Source organism: Nocardia sp. Root136 (assembly GCF_001427185.1).
Taxonomy (GTDB): domain Bacteria; phylum Actinomycetota; class Actinomycetes; order Mycobacteriales; family Mycobacteriaceae; genus Nocardia; species Nocardia salmonicida.
Map to the genome: position 1 here is coordinate 2,658,021 of NZ_LMFE01000001.1, position 13,695 is coordinate 2,671,715.

At 67.7% G+C, this 13,695-nt stretch carries 11 protein-coding genes; 9 read left to right on the plus strand and 2 right to left on the minus strand.

Annotated features, from left to right (window positions below; genetic code table 11):
• Positions 1-29: 29 nt before the first annotated feature.
• The gene (locus ASD42_RS12160; RefSeq protein WP_056814132.1) at positions 30-1,340 is read left to right on the plus strand and encodes a chloride channel protein; all 1,311 of its coding nucleotides are present in this window, start codon (positions 30-32) and stop codon (positions 1,338-1,340) included.
• Here the strand turns inward: ASD42_RS12160 and ASD42_RS12165 are convergent.
• Complete coding sequence (locus ASD42_RS12165; protein WP_056814135.1) at positions 1,300-1,902, minus strand: SACE_7040 family transcriptional regulator; 603 nt, start codon at positions 1,900-1,902, stop codon at positions 1,300-1,302. The two genes, ASD42_RS12160 and ASD42_RS12165, sit on opposite strands and share 41 nt — an antisense overlap.
• A gap of 88 nt (positions 1,903-1,990) precedes the next feature.
• Here ASD42_RS12165 and ASD42_RS12170 point away from each other — a divergent pair, with 88 nt between their 5' ends.
• From ASD42_RS12170 to ASD42_RS12205, 8 genes are all read left to right on the plus strand, one after another.
• Positions 1,991-3,598, plus strand: coding sequence for a carboxyl transferase domain-containing protein (locus ASD42_RS12170; protein ID WP_235569388.1), 1,608 nt, complete (start codon positions 1,991-1,993; stop codon positions 3,596-3,598).
• A gap of 5 nt (positions 3,599-3,603) precedes the next feature.
• Complete coding sequence (locus ASD42_RS12175) at positions 3,604-5,697, plus strand: acetyl-CoA carboxylase biotin carboxylase subunit (protein ID WP_056816168.1); 2,094 nt, start codon at positions 3,604-3,606, stop codon at positions 5,695-5,697.
• Positions 5,694-6,854, plus strand: a complete 1,161-nt coding sequence (locus ASD42_RS12180) for an acyl-CoA dehydrogenase family protein (protein WP_056814138.1) — start codon at positions 5,694-5,696, stop codon at positions 6,852-6,854. The genes ASD42_RS12175 and ASD42_RS12180 overlap by 4 nt, the downstream gene beginning before the upstream one ends.
• Before the next feature lie 92 nt (positions 6,855-6,946).
• Entirely contained in the window at positions 6,947-7,411 is a 465-nt protein-coding gene (locus tag ASD42_RS12185; RefSeq protein WP_056814141.1) for a MaoC family dehydratase, read from the plus strand.
• Between the two features lie 40 nt (positions 7,412-7,451).
• Entirely contained in the window at positions 7,452-8,267 is an 816-nt protein-coding gene (locus ASD42_RS12190) for an HpcH/HpaI aldolase/citrate lyase family protein (RefSeq protein WP_056814144.1), read from the plus strand.
• A gap of 56 nt (positions 8,268-8,323) precedes the next feature.
• Positions 8,324-10,267 (plus strand): acetoacetate--CoA ligase, encoded by a 1,944-nt coding sequence (locus ASD42_RS12195; protein WP_056814147.1) that lies wholly within the window; start codon positions 8,324-8,326, stop codon positions 10,265-10,267.
• A 12-nt stretch (positions 10,268-10,279) separates the two neighbouring features.
• On the plus strand, positions 10,280-11,494 hold the full coding sequence (locus ASD42_RS12200) for a TetR/AcrR family transcriptional regulator (RefSeq protein WP_056814150.1): 1,215 nt from the start codon (positions 10,280-10,282) through the stop codon (positions 11,492-11,494).
• Between the two features lie 81 nt (positions 11,495-11,575).
• Entirely contained in the window at positions 11,576-12,997 is a 1,422-nt protein-coding gene (locus ASD42_RS12205) for a DUF1254 domain-containing protein (RefSeq protein WP_056814153.1), read from the plus strand.
• Positions 12,998-13,005: 8 nt separating this feature from the next.
• Here ASD42_RS12205 and ASD42_RS12210 read toward each other — a convergent pair whose 3' ends face one another.
• Positions 13,006-13,665, minus strand: a complete 660-nt coding sequence (locus ASD42_RS12210; RefSeq protein ID WP_063893590.1) for a hypothetical protein — start codon at positions 13,663-13,665, stop codon at positions 13,006-13,008.
• Between the last annotated feature and the right edge of the window lie 30 nt (positions 13,666-13,695).

The following is a 13,695-nucleotide window of genomic DNA, read 5'->3' on the forward strand; positions in this document are numbered from 1 at the left end:
CATCGTGGGGATTCGGTCATGGAGGTGTGATGGCGGATACGCATGCCCCGGACGTCGATCCGGTTGCGGTCATGCGCTCCAAGCGGTACCTCGTGGCTCTACTGCTGGCGGCGGCTCTGGGCATACCGATCTCGTTGGTCGCGTATGGCTTCCTGGCCGCGGTAACGAAGATCCAGCAGTTCCTCTTCAGCGACCTCCCGGGTGACGTCTTCTCCGGTGGCACGCCATCATGGTGGCCGCTGCCCTGGTTGGTGCTCTGCGGCGTGTTGACCGGTGCGACCATTCGCTATCTGCCAGGCAACGCCGGTCACTCTCCGGCATTCGGGTTCCACGCCGGAGGCACGCCGGTCGACAAGGAATTGCCGGGCATCATCCTGGCGGCACTGGCCACGCTCAGCCTGGGTGCCGTTCTCGGTCCGGAGGCCCCGCTGATCGCGATCGGCGGCGGACTCGCAGTGCTCACGGTGCACCTGCTGAAGAAGGACGCGCCTCCGATGGCGCTGGTGATCATGGCGTCGGCGGGCAGCTTCACCGCCATCAGCACCCTGTTCGGCTCCCCGATCCTGGCGGCGTTCCTGATCATGGAAGCCGCCGGAATCGGCGGCGCGACGCTGAGTCTCGTCGCGGTACCGGGACTGCTCGCCTCCGGTATCGGCGCCGTCGTCTTCGTCGGACTCGACAGTCTCACCGGACTCGGCACGTTCTCCCTCGCGCTGACATCCGTCCCGGCGGCGGTGAACCCCACTGTGGCCACGATGTGCTGGGCTGTCGTCGTCGGTGCGATCGCGGCGCTCCTCGGCTGGGCGATCCGCTGGGGCGGGCTGGCACTTCGACCGCTCGTACACACCCATCGCATCCTCGTGACGGCAATGCTCGGGTTGCTCGTCGGTCTTACCGCCACCGCCTACCAGCTGATTTCCGGGAACAGCTTCAACCAGGTGTTGTTCTCCGGACAGGACGCCCTACCCGAACTCGTCGCCCACGCCGCCGACTATTCGGTGGGTGTCCTGCTTCTGCTCGGTCTCTGCAAAACGGTTGCCTATTCGATTTCGTTGAGTGCGTTTCGTGGCGGACCGGTCTTCCCGTCGATCTTCATCGGCGCCGTTCTCGGCATCGCGATGAGCGGGCTGCCGGGTATGAGTATGGGCCCGGCGATCGCGATGGGCATCGGGGCGATGTGCGCGGTGATGCTGCGCCTCCCGTTGACCTCAGCGCTGCTGGGTGTGCTGTTGCTCGGTACCGACGGCATCTCGGTGACCCCCCAGGTGGTCGTCGCTGTGGCCGTGGCCTTTGTCCTGATCAATGTCCTGCCGACAACGCCGCCAAAGCCATCTGCCTGAGCACCGGACGGGCCCGCGAAGCGCTCGCCGCCGACGCGCTGTGCGGGGTGGAGTTGATCAGGCCGAAGGCGGCGTGGGCCTGAATACGGGCGGCTTCCTCGGGGAGATCGGGGTTCAGTTCGCGCAGGACGCCCACCCAGATCTCGACGTATTGGCGCTGGGTGCGGCGCAGGATCCGGCGGTCGTTGGCGGGCACATTGTCGAGGTCGCGGTCCTGGATGCGGATGAGTTCGGGATTACCGAAGGCGAAGTCGAGGTGGAAGTCGACCAGGGCCGTCAGCGCCGAGGCGGCCGACGGCGATTCGTCGACGACGGCGCGACCGCCCGAGAGCAGACGCTCACTGATGCCGACCAGGAGTTCGACCAGCAGCGCCTCTTTGTTCGCGAAGTGCCGGTAGACGGCGGGGCCGCTGATGCCGACTGCCGCGCCGAGGTCGTCCAGACGCACGCCGAAGAAGCCGCGGTCGGCGATGAGACGGGCGCCCGCGGCGAGCAGCTGTTCGCGACGCTGAGCTTTGAGCTGCTCGCGCCGGGTCACCTGGACAGGCTCGCTAGTCGACATTGTGGCCGCCCCCTCTGGACAACTTGGTTAGTGAAGATTAACCTGAATTTCAGTTATTAGCGATTAACCGAATGAGAGAATGGGCGCGATGACGGTTACGCACGAGACCGAAGACGGCACCGTGGCCGCGACGAGCAACCGGGATACGCACGGCGCCCTGGTCGCGGATCTGCGGCAGCGGCTGGCCACAGCCGCGCTCGGTGGTCCGCAGAAGTCCCGCGAACGCCACGTGGCCAGGGGCAAGCTGCTCCCCCGCGAGCGCGTCGACCAGTTGCTCGACCCCGGCAGCCCCTTTCTCGAACTGTCCCCGCTGGCGGCCGACGGCATGTACGGCGACGAGTGCCCCGGCGCGGGCGTGATCGCGGGCATCGGCCGCATCGCGGGCCGCGAGTGTCTGATTCTGGCCAACGACGCCACGGTCAAGGGCGGTACCTACTACCCGATCTCGGTGAAGAAGCACCTGCGCGCGCAGGAGGTGGCCGCGCAGAACAACCTGCCTTGCGTGTACCTCGTGGACTCCGGCGGCGCCTTCCTGCCACACCAGGACGAGGTGTTCCCCGACCGCGAGCACTTCGGCCGCATCTTCTACAACCAGGCGAACATGAGCGCCAAGGGCATCGCCCAGATCGCGGCGGTGATGGGTTCGTGCACCGCCGGTGGCGCGTACGTGCCCGCGATGGCCGACGAGGCCGTGATCGTGCGCGACCAGGGCACCATCTTCCTCGGCGGCCCGCCGCTGGTGAAGGCGGCGACCGGCGAGATCGTCACCGCCGAGGACCTCGGCGGCGGCCTGCTGCATTCGCGCACCTCCGGCGTCACCGACCACCTGGCCGACGACGACCGCGACGCGCTGCGCATCGTCCGCAATATCGTCGCCACGCTCGGCCCGCGCCCCGAGGCGCCGTGGGAGGTACTGCCGAGTACCCCGCCCGCCAAGCCGGAGGACGAGCTCTACGACGTGGTCCCCGTCGACCCGCGCACGCCCTATGACGTGCGCGAGGTCATCGACCGCATCGTCGACGGCGAGAGCGGTTTCCAGGAGTTCAAGGCCGAATACGGCAAGACCCTGGTCACCGGCTTCGCGCGTATCCACGGCCATCCCGTCGGCATCGTCGCCAACAACGGCGTGCTGTTCAGCGAATCCGCCATGAAGGGCGCGCATTTCATCGAACTGTGCGACAAGCGCAAGATCCCGCTGCTGTTCCTGCAGAACATCACCGGCTTCATGGTCGGGCGCGACTACGAGGCGGGCGGCATCGCCAAGCACGGCGCGAAGATGGTCACCGCCGTCGCGTGCGCGCGGGTGCCCAAGCTCACGGTCGTGATCGGCGGCTCCTACGGCGCGGGCAACTACTCCATGTGCGGGCGCGCGTATTCGCCTCGCTTCCTGTGGATGTGGCCCAACGCGCGCATCTCGGTGATGGGTGGCGAACAGGCCGCGTCGGTGCTGGCGACGGTCCGCGGCGATCAGCTCGACAATGCGGGCAAGCCGTGGTCGGCCGAGGATCAGGAGGCGTTCAAAGCCCCGATCCGCGAGCAGTACGAGACCCAGGGCAACCCCTACTACGCGACCGCACGCATCTGGGACGACGGCGTGATCGCGCCTTCCGACACCAGAACCGCGCTCGGCCTTGCCCTTTCGGTGTGCGCGCAAGCGCCGCTCGAACCCGTTTCCTACGGCGTCTTCCGGATGTGAGCGACATGCTGAACAAGAACCACCCCGTCGAATTCGACACCGTCCTGGTCGCCAATCGTGGCGAGATCGCGGTGCGAGTGATCAAGACGCTGCGCGCCATGGGCATTCGCTCGGTCGCGGTCTACAGCGACGCCGACGCCGACGCGCGCCATGTGCGTGAGGCCGATGTCGCGGTGCGGCTCGGGCCCGCGCCGGCACGCGAGAGCTACCTGTCGATCGAGAAGGTCGTCGACGCCGCCGTTCGGTCCGGTGCGCAGGCTGTGCATCCGGGTTATGGCTTCCTGTCGGAGAATTCGGCCTTCGCGGCGGCGCTGTCCGACGCGGGCATCGTGTTCCTCGGCCCGCCGGCCAAGGCGATCGAGGTGATGGGCGACAAGATCACCGCGAAGAAGACGGTGACGGCGTTCGGGGTTCCTGTGGTGCCCGGCATCGCCGAGCCCGGCCTGACCGATGACCAACTGATCGCCGCCGCGACAGAAATCGGCTATCCGGTACTCGTGAAGCCCTCCGCCGGTGGCGGCGGCAAGGGCATGCGCCGAGTCGCCGACCCCGCCGATCTGCCTGCCGCGCTGGTGAGCGCCCGGCGCGAAGCCGGTGCGGCCTTCGGCGACGACACCCTGTTCCTCGAACGGTTCGTCAACCGGCCCCGCCACATCGAGGTACAGGTCCTGGCCGACAAGTTCGGCAATGTGGTGCACCTGGGCGAGCGCGAGTGCAGCTTGCAGCGCAGGCACCAGAAGGTGATCGAGGAAGCGCCGTCACCACTGCTGGACGCGCAGACCAGAGCGCGGATCGGCACCGCCGCCTGCAATACCGCCCGCAGCGTGGACTATGTGGGCGCGGGCACCGTGGAGTTCATCGTCTCGGCCGACCAGCCGGACGAGTTCTTCTTCATGGAGATGAATACCCGCCTGCAGGTGGAACATCCGGTGACCGAGCTGGTCACCGGCGTCGATCTGGTGGAGTGCCAGGTGCGGGTGGCCGCGGGCCAGAAGCTGGCGCGCACCCAGGACGAGGTCCACCTCGTCGGGCACGCTATCGAGGCACGCGTCTACGCGGAGGACCCGGGCCGCGGGTTCCTGCCGACCGGCGGCACCGTACTCGCGCTGTCGGAGCCCGAAGGCGCTGGCGTGCGGGTGGATTCGGGGCTGTCGGTAGGCACCGTGGTCGGTAGCGACTACGACCCGATGCTGTCGAAGGTGATCGCGCGGGGCAACACTCGCGCCGAAGCACTCGCCGCGCTGGACCGGGCACTGGAACAGACTGTGCTGCTCGGCGTGACGAGCAATATCGAGTTTCTGCGGTTCCTGCTCGCCGACGACGACGTGCAGGCGGGTCGTCTCGACACCGCGCTGCTGGACCGGCGCGTCGCCGACTTCGTGACCGCCGAGGTCACCGATGCCGAATTCATCGCCGCCGCAGCTCATCACTGGCTGCGACGCTGGCCCGTCACCGGTGGCGATCCCTGGGCGGTCCCCTCGGGATGGCGCCTCGGCACACCGGCCCCGACCTCGATCAGACTGTCCGCGGGCGAGCAGGTGCGCCACGTTTTCATCGCGGGCACACCGGCTTCGGCGACTGTGTGGCTCGACGAGCCGGGGGCCGAGGTGTCGACATCGACCCAACTCGCGCCGCACACGCTCACCGCCACTGTCACTGCCGAGGGTCTCGCGGCGACTCTCGACGGACTGCGCCGCACCTACCGCATCGCCGAGGCCGACGGTCAGCTGTGGGTGAGCCACGACGGCGCCCTCGCCGTTCTGCGCGAGGTCGCCGAGGCGAGCGTGCGCGGCGATGCCGCCCATGTCGGTGACGCCGAGATCCGCAGTCCCATGCCGGGTTCGGTGATCGCGACGCCGGTGGAGAACGGCGCGACCGTCGCTGTCGGTGATCCGGTGATCGTCATCGAGGCCATGAAGATGGAGCACGCGCTCACCGCGCCGGTGGCAGGCACGGTGGAGGTGCTCGCCGCCCCTGGCGCCCAGGTAAAGCTCGACCAGGTACTGGTACGCGTCGTCGCCCATCCCACAGAAACCGCGGCGGCCGATGGTGCCGCAGCAGAAACCACCGAAACCGAGCGCGAAGGATCCCTCGCATGACCGACTACCTGTCCTCCGGTTCGCTGCCCGAGGAATATCGCCAACTCGCGCTGACCGTGCGCGACTTCGCCAACCAGGTCGTTGCGCCGGTGTCGGCGAAACACGATGCCGAACACAGCTTTCCGTACGAGGTCGTGGCGGGCATGGCCGACATGGGACTGTTCGGCCTGCCGTTTCCCGAGGAGTTCGGCGGCATGGGCGGCGACTACTTCGCCCTGTGCCTGGCGCTCGAGGAGCTCGGCAAGATCGATCAGAGCGTGGCGATCACCCTGGAGGCGGGCGTGTCGCTGGGCGCCATGCCGATCTACCGCTTCGGCAACGACAAGCAGCGCACCGAATGGCTGCCGCAGCTCACCAGCGGGCAGGCGCTGGCGGGCTTCGGACTCACCGAACCCGACGCGGGCAGCGACGCGGGCGGTACAAGGACCACCGCCGTGCAGGACGGCGAGAGCTGGGTGATCAACGGCAGCAAGCAGTTCATCACCAACTCCGGCACCGACATCACCCGACTGGTCACCGTCACCGCGGTCACCGGGCAGTCCGGCGGCAAGAAGGAGATCTCCACCATCCTGGTGCCGACCTCCACGCCGGGTTTCGTGGCCGAGCCCGCCTACAACAAGGTCGGCTGGAACGCTTCCGATACCCACCCGCTGAGCTTCACCGATGTGCGGGTGCCGCAGGAGAATCTGCTCGGCGAGCGCGGTCGCGGCTACGCCAACTTCCTGCGCATCCTCGACGAGGGCCGCATCGCCATCGCCGCGCTCGCCGTCGGCGCCGCGCAGGGCTGTGTGGACGAGAGCGTGCGCTACGCGGGCGAACGTCAGGCATTCGGGCAGGCGATCGGCCGCAATCAGGCCATCGCGTTCAAGATCGCCCGGATGGAGGCGCGGGCCCATGTCGCGCGCACCGCCTACTACGACGCCGCCGCGTTGATGCTGGCCGGCAAACCGTTCAAGAAGGCGGCGTCGATCGCGAAGATGGTCGCCAGCGAGGCGGCGATGGACAACGCCCGCGACGCCACCCAGATCTTCGGCGGCAACGGGTTCATGAACGAGTACCCGGTGTCGAGGCACTACCGTGACAGCAAGATCCTGGAAATCGGCGAGGGCACCACGGAGGTTCAGCTGATGCTGATCGCAAGGGAGCTGGGTCTGTGAACGCGCCTGATCACGGCGGCCCGGAGGCGGCAGCGGACGGTGACCACGCAGGGCCTCGAGAGCAGGCGCCATCGAGCACCGAGGAACGCCGGGTGGTCCAGCGTGGCCTGTGGTTCGAGGAGTTCGAGATCGGCACGATCTACGAGCACCGACCCGGCCGCACCATCACCGAGGCCGACAATGTCCTGTTCACCACGCTCACCATGAACACCCAGGCCCTGCACCTGGACGCGGCCTTCGCCGACGCGCAGCCGCCGTTCAACCAGCGCTTGGTGAACTCGATGTTCACCCTCTCGACCCTGGTCGGGCTCTCCGTCGCCCAGCTCACCCAGGGCACGCTGGTCGGCAACCTCGGCTTCTCCGAGATGACCACGCCCGCGCCGCTGTTCCACGGCGACACCATGTACGCCGAGACGATGGTCACCGACAAGCGGGAATCCAAGAGCCGTCCCGGCGAGGGCATCGTCAGCCTGGCGCACACCGCACGCAACCAGCACGGCGTGATCGTGGCAACGGCGGTACGCAAGACGTTGGTCCGCAAGGCGCCGACAGCATGAGCGACCGCCCCACGCATGGCACCCGTCGAGAGGACGCAGTATGAGCTGGCAGCCGAGTGGTCCCGCGTGGCTGTTCTGCCCCGCTGATCGCCCCGAACGCTTCGCGAAGGCCGCCGCGGTGGCCGATGTGGTGATCCTCGATCTCGAGGACGGCGTCGCGGCGGGTGACAAGGCCGCGGCCAGGCAGGCGCTGATCGACACCCCACTCGACCCGCAGCACACCGTGATTCGCGTCAACGCGGCGGACACCGACGACTACGCGGCCGATCTGGCGATCCTCGCCCAGACCGCCTACCGCCGGGTGATGCTGCCCAAATGCGAATCGGCCGAACAGGTTCGAAGCCTCGCGGGCTACGAGGTGATCGTGCTGGTCGAATCGCCACTCGGCGCGGTGCGAGTCACCGAGTCGGTACAGGCCGACAACGCCATCGGCGTGATGTGGGGTGCCGAGGATCTGGTCGCCGGACTCGGCGGCAACTCGAGCAGGCACGCCGAGGGTGGCTATCGGGAGGTCGCCCGCCACGTGCGCTCGTCGACCCTGCTGGCGGCCAAGGCATTCGGCCGCTTCGCGCTGGACTCGGTGTACTTGGACATCAAGGATCTCGACGGTCTCGCCGCAGAGACGAGCGATGCCGTCGCCGTCGGCTTCGACGTCAAGGTCGCCATCCATCCGAGTCAGGTCGCCGTGATCCGCGCGGGCTACGCGCCCGACCCCGCCGAGCTCGACTGGGCGCACCGGGTGCTGGCGGCGGTGCCCGACCACCGTGGCGTCTTCGCGTTCGAGGGTCGTATGGTCGACGCTCCGGTGCTGCGGCACGCCGAACAGATAGTCCGGCGCGCGGGCGTGCCCGGCTGAACATCGGGTAACCACTCCCCGATACCCGAAGTAGTCCAGTCCGAGGAGGACATCCGGTGCAACCGCAGTGGGTACCGAACGCACACGACGTCGCGTCGGCCCGAATCACCGACTTCGCCGCCTTCGTCACCGCGCGAACCGGCGAGGAATACCCCGACTACCAGGCACTGTGGCGATGGTCGGTGGACGACATCGCCGGTTTCTGGCAGGCGGTGTGGGACTATTTCGAACTCGGCGAGACCGCCGGTGAGGTCCTCGGCTCGCGGGAGATGCCGGGCGCGCAGTGGTTTCCCGGCACCCGGCTGAACTACGTCGACCAGGTCATCCGGATGGCCCAGTTCGGCCGCCCGGCGGTGATCGCCCTGCACGAGGACGCCGAGCCGAGGGAGGTTTCCTGGTCGGAATTGATCGAGCAGGTCACGGTGTTCGCGCGCACCTTGCGTGAGCAGGGTGTCGAAGCGGGCGATCGGGTGATCGGCTACCTGCCCAATATTCCGGAAGCGATCGTCGCGTTCCTCGCCACCGCGAGCATCGGCGCGGTGTGGAGTGCCTGCGGTCAGGACTACTCCGCCAAGGCCGCGCTCGACCGGCTCGGCCAACTCGAACCGACGGTGCTGGTCACCGCCGACGGCTACCGTTTCGGTGGCAAGGAGCACGACAAGCGGGCCGACATCGCGGCCTTGCGCGACGGGCTGCCCAGCTTGCGCGCCACCGTCGTCGTCTCTCAGCTCGAACTCGAGGTCTCCGACACGCTGTCCTGGACGGACGCGATCGCCGACGCCGGGCTCGGCGTGATCGAGACTGTCCCTGTCGATTTCGATCACCCGTTGTGGATCGTGTTCTCCTCCGGCACCACCGGATTGCCCAAAGGCATCGTCCACGGACACGGCGGCGTGCTGCTCGAGCACCTGAAAGCCGTAGCGCTGCAATCGAACATGGGCCCCGAGGACACGTTCTTCTGGTACACCAGCCCGAGCTGGATGATGTGGAACTTCCAGGTGGCCGGGCTGCTGACCGGTTCCACCATCGTCACCTACGACGGCAGCCCGACCGCGGGCGGACCGGATGCGCTGTGGCGCCTAGCGGCCCAGGTGGGCGCCACCGTTTTCGGCACGAGTCCCGGATACGTTCTCGGGTGCATCAAGGCGGGTTCCGTGCCGCGCGCCGATCACGACCTGTCGGCCCTGCGCTCGGTCGGCATCACCGGTTCCTCGCTGCCGGTGTCGAGCGCGCTGTGGTTGAACGAGAATGCGGGCGAGCATGTTCAGGTGAACTCGATCAGCGGCGGTACCGACGTGGTGTCGGCGTTCGTCGGCGGCGTGCCGACCGTGCCGGTCTGGCCGGGTGAGCTGTCGGCGCCGTATCTCGGCGTCGCCCTCGACGCCTTCGACGAGCAGGGCCTGCCCGTGCGCGGCGAGGTCGGCGAGCTGGTGGTCACCGCACCCATGCCGTCCATGCCGGTCAGCTTCTGGCGCGACGACGACGGAAAGCGCTACCACGCGGCCTATTTCGACACCTTCCCCGGCGTATGGCGCCACGGCGACTGGATCACCCTGACCGAACACGGCAGCATCGTCGTGCACGGCCGCTCCGATTCCACCCTCAACCGCCACGGCATCCGGATGGGCAGCGCCGACATCTACCAGGTCGTCGAACAGTTCCCCGAGATCGCCGAGGCCCTGGTGATCGGCGCCGAACAACCCGACGGCGGCTACTGGATGCCGCTGTTCGTGCTGCTCGCCCCAGGCGCGGAACTCACCGAAGACCTGAAAACCCGCCTCGCCACGGCGATCCGCACCGAGGTCTCCCCCCGCCACGTCCCCGACGAGATCCGCGAAGCCCCCGGCATCCCGCACACCCGAACCGGCAAGAAACTGGAAGTCCCCATCAAGAAGCTCTTCCAGGGCGCCGACCCCGCCCGCGTGGTCGAACGCAGCGCCGTCGACGACCCCGCGCTGCTCGACTGGTATGCCCGGATAACCCCGCCCGACAAGCCCTAATACACTTCTCGCATGAATGTCAGCGAGTCTCGTGGGGCGCGTGGGGTAGCTGGGACCGAAGTGCGGCGTAGGCCGAAGAATCGTCGGGCGCAGATCGCGGCGTCGTCGGCGGTGGCGTTCGGGGCCGCGGGGTATCACGGGGTGAGCATGGAGGACATCGCGTCCGGGCTGGGGATCAGCTCGGCCGCGCTGTACCGGCACTACCCCAGCAAGTACGCGTTGTTCCGGGAGGAGTTACTTCGGGTCGGGCAGGCGTTCACCGCGTCGATCGTGGTGTCGGCCGAGGACACGCTGCCCGCGGCGCAACGGTTGCGGCACATGCTGACCGGGCTGATCGGCGCGACCGTGGAGAATCGGGCGACGGTGCGGCTGGTGCGGTGGGAGGGCCGCTACCTCGAACCGACCGATCGAGTGGTGCTCGACGAGCAGCAGGAGTCGGTGCTGGTCGCGCTCGACGAACAGTTGGCGGACTTGCGACCCGAATTGACCACGGCTGAGCGGCGCATGGTCTCCACGGCGGTTCTCGGTGTGATCACCAGCGTCGCCGATCACCACGCGGCTCTGCCCGTTCGCACGCTGAACAGGTTGCTCGGTGCGGCCTGCATGGCACTGACCGACAGGGAATTGCCGCCCGCGGCAACCTTTTCGGAGCAGGGCGCCCGCGCCGAGATTCCGGATTCGTTCAAACACGAACTGCTGCTTCGTAAAGCGGTGGACCTCTTCCACAAACGCGGCTATCCCAATGTCAGCGTGGAGGACATCGCCTCGGCAGCGGGATTGTCGGCGGCGTCGGCGGTGTACCGGTTCTATCGCGGCAAGAGCGATATCCTCGCCGCCGCGTTCCGGCGGGCGGCGGACCGGGTGTCCGGGGCGATCGGGCCCGCGGTCGCGAGCACGTCCGACAGTGGCGCGGCGCTGGGCGTGCTGGTCGATCAGTTCGTGGCCGACACGTTCAACGAGCGAGCGCTCGCCGTCGTCTATTACGCCGAGTTCGGGCACGTACCCGCCGAGGAGCGTGCCGTCCTGCGCAATATCCAGCGGTTGAGCGTGCAGGAGTGGGCGCGGCTGGTGCGCGAGATGCGGCCGGAGCTTTCCGCGGCCGAGGCGAGATTCCTGGTGCACGCGGCGTTCGCCATGGTCATCGACCTCGGTCAGCGGTTCGGCGACGACCCGATCGCGGGCCGGGCCAGGGTGGGGTTCCTGATGCGGCGGGTGCTGCTCGGTTGAGGCAATTCACCCGTCGCGTATGAGGCAGACCGTTCTCGATTCGGCCTACGCTCGGCGATCAGGCCGTCGAACGGAGCGTGCATGGATCCCCGCGCGAGCGCGCTGACCAGGCGATCGTTGCTGGGGCTCGGTGCCGCGGTCGCGGTGGGAGCGGTGTTGCCCGCATGTGGCGACGAACCGACGTCCTGGCCGGTCCGCACCACCGGTCGCCCGGATGTGCTCGCCCTGGCTATCGACGCCTACATCTTCGGGTATCCGTTGATCATGATGGACGTGATGCGGGCGGCCAGTGGTCCGACCAACAGCCTCGATCACAGCGTGCTGCCCGATCCCTACGACCGCGGCGTGGCCAGACTCAGCAACGACATGGTCTACACGCAGGCGTGGCTGGACCTGACCGATGAGCCGATGGTGTTGCAGATTCCCGGGGCGGAGCCCGACCGGTTCTGGCTCTTCCAGTTGCTCGACGGGTGGGGCAATACCGTGCACGACCTGACCAGCAAGAATCCGCGGACCGCCGTGAACGCCGACGGTCCGCCCTTCACCTATCTCCTCACCGGCCCGCAGTGGACGGGCGAGCTGCCTGCGAGGATGACACGGCTGCGGATGCCGTCGGAGCTGTGCACGATCGTCGGGCGGATCCAGATCAACGGCACCGAGGACGCGCCGAAGGTCAACCAGTGGCAGCAGCGGATGAAACTGATCCCGCTGAGCGCCTGGAACCGCGGTGAACTCGACAGCACGGTCAGCCGCGTCCACCCGATCGACCGTGGGCCGGAACCCCCGACGAAACGGATTGCGGCACTGGACGGCCGCACCTATCTCAACCGCGTCTGTCGGCTGATGATCGCCGATCCCCCCACCGCCGACGACGCACCGCTGATGACCGAGCTGGCCACGGTCGACATCCAGCCCGGCGGAGTAGTCGACAACCTTCCGGCCGACGTCCTCGACGAAGCGGTCCGCCAGGCCCAGCGCCGCATCGCCGACTGGCAAGACCCCACCGCCCGCCGGGTCAACGGCTGGGAAATTCCCATCGACCTGGGCGGCACCTACGGCACCGACTACCTACGCCGCGCGGCCAACACCAGACTCTCGCCCGGCCTCGCCCCCATCCGCGACGTCCTCTACGCGAACCTGGACGCGCCCGCCACCGACGACCGAGGCGAAGCCCTGCGCTACCGAATCCGCTTCGAACCAGGCCAATGGCCCCCCGTCGACGCCTTCGCCACGATCACCGCCTACGACACCCAAGGGTTCCTGGTCCCCAACCCCGACAAGATCTACTCGGTCGGCAACTTTCCCGCCGTGGTCCGCGCCCCCGATGGCTCCGTGGAAATAGCTGTCCAACAACAGGACCCACGCCCCGCCGTCCCCACGGGCAACTGGCTCCCCATTCCCTCGACCGGCGTTTTCTCCCTGACTCTGCGCCTCTACGCACCCGAGGAGGCTGCGCTCGAGGGGAAGTGGAAGCCACCACCGATGACCCGCGTCGACGATTAGGTCCGGATTCACCCGAATTCGATGACGGTGCCGTTCTCGATCGAAACCCTGGCTGCCTCGAAGAACAACAGCCAGGTGTTCAACTCCCGGTAGAACGGGTGCTCCGCGTCGTTGGTGCTGTCCAGCACCGCCCGGATCCGGACGAGCTCGGCATCGGAGAGTTCACCCTCGACCAGCCTGATACCCAAATACGGTGCGACATAGGCCAGTTCGCGCATCAGCGCCATGCTCGACCCGACCATGCCACCGGCGATGTCGACACCGTCGCCGACGAAGAGAACTTCCTCGAATTCGACGGGAACGTAAAGCCCTTCGCAATCCGAGTGGCAGACGAGGTGGGAGTCGAAGGTGGATCCGACCACGTTGATGACTGGATCATCCGAAGCCCGCTCACCCTCGGCAACGGGAGTCAGCGGCTGCTCGGGGTATTCGCGCGCCAGGGCATACGCGCGGCGCAGCGAGTGCACGAAAGAGTAGGGCACGCCCAATATCCGAGCGCGGTCCACTGCTGAGCCCGCGACCCTCGGCTCGTCGTGAGGGGGTAGCCCCTCCCGCACCAGCAATTCGTTGAGCGCATGCAACTGATCTCTCAGCCTGTCGAGATTTTCCGGGTCACTGCCGTCTTCCACGGCATAGGCCAGTCCCCCGGTCCCTACGGTAAGTCCCATGGGGAGAAGCTAGCTCGACCGTCTGACAGA

Coding starts and splice junctions, on each gene's coding strand:
- ASD42_RS12160 (WP_056814132.1), top strand. CDS start 30: ATGGCGGATACGCATGCCCCGGACGTCGATCCGGTTGCGGTCATGCGC.
- ASD42_RS12190 (WP_056814144.1), top strand. CDS start 7,452: ATGAGCTGGCAGCCGAGTGGTCCCGCGTGGCTGTTCTGCCCCGCTGAT.
- ASD42_RS12165 (WP_056814135.1), bottom strand. CDS start 1,902: ATGTCGACTAGCGAGCCTGTCCAGGTGACCCGGCGCGAGCAGCTCAAA.
- ASD42_RS12200 (WP_056814150.1), top strand. CDS start 10,280: ATGAATGTCAGCGAGTCTCGTGGGGCGCGTGGGGTAGCTGGGACCGAA.
- ASD42_RS12205 (WP_056814153.1), top strand. CDS start 11,576: ATGGATCCCCGCGCGAGCGCGCTGACCAGGCGATCGTTGCTGGGGCTC.
- ASD42_RS12180 (WP_056814138.1), top strand. CDS start 5,694: ATGACCGACTACCTGTCCTCCGGTTCGCTGCCCGAGGAATATCGCCAA.
- ASD42_RS12175 (WP_056816168.1), top strand. CDS start 3,604: ATGCTGAACAAGAACCACCCCGTCGAATTCGACACCGTCCTGGTCGCC.
- ASD42_RS12170 (WP_235569388.1), top strand. CDS start 1,991: ATGACGGTTACGCACGAGACCGAAGACGGCACCGTGGCCGCGACGAGC.
- ASD42_RS12210 (WP_063893590.1), bottom strand. CDS start 13,665: ATGGGACTTACCGTAGGGACCGGGGGACTGGCCTATGCCGTGGAAGAC.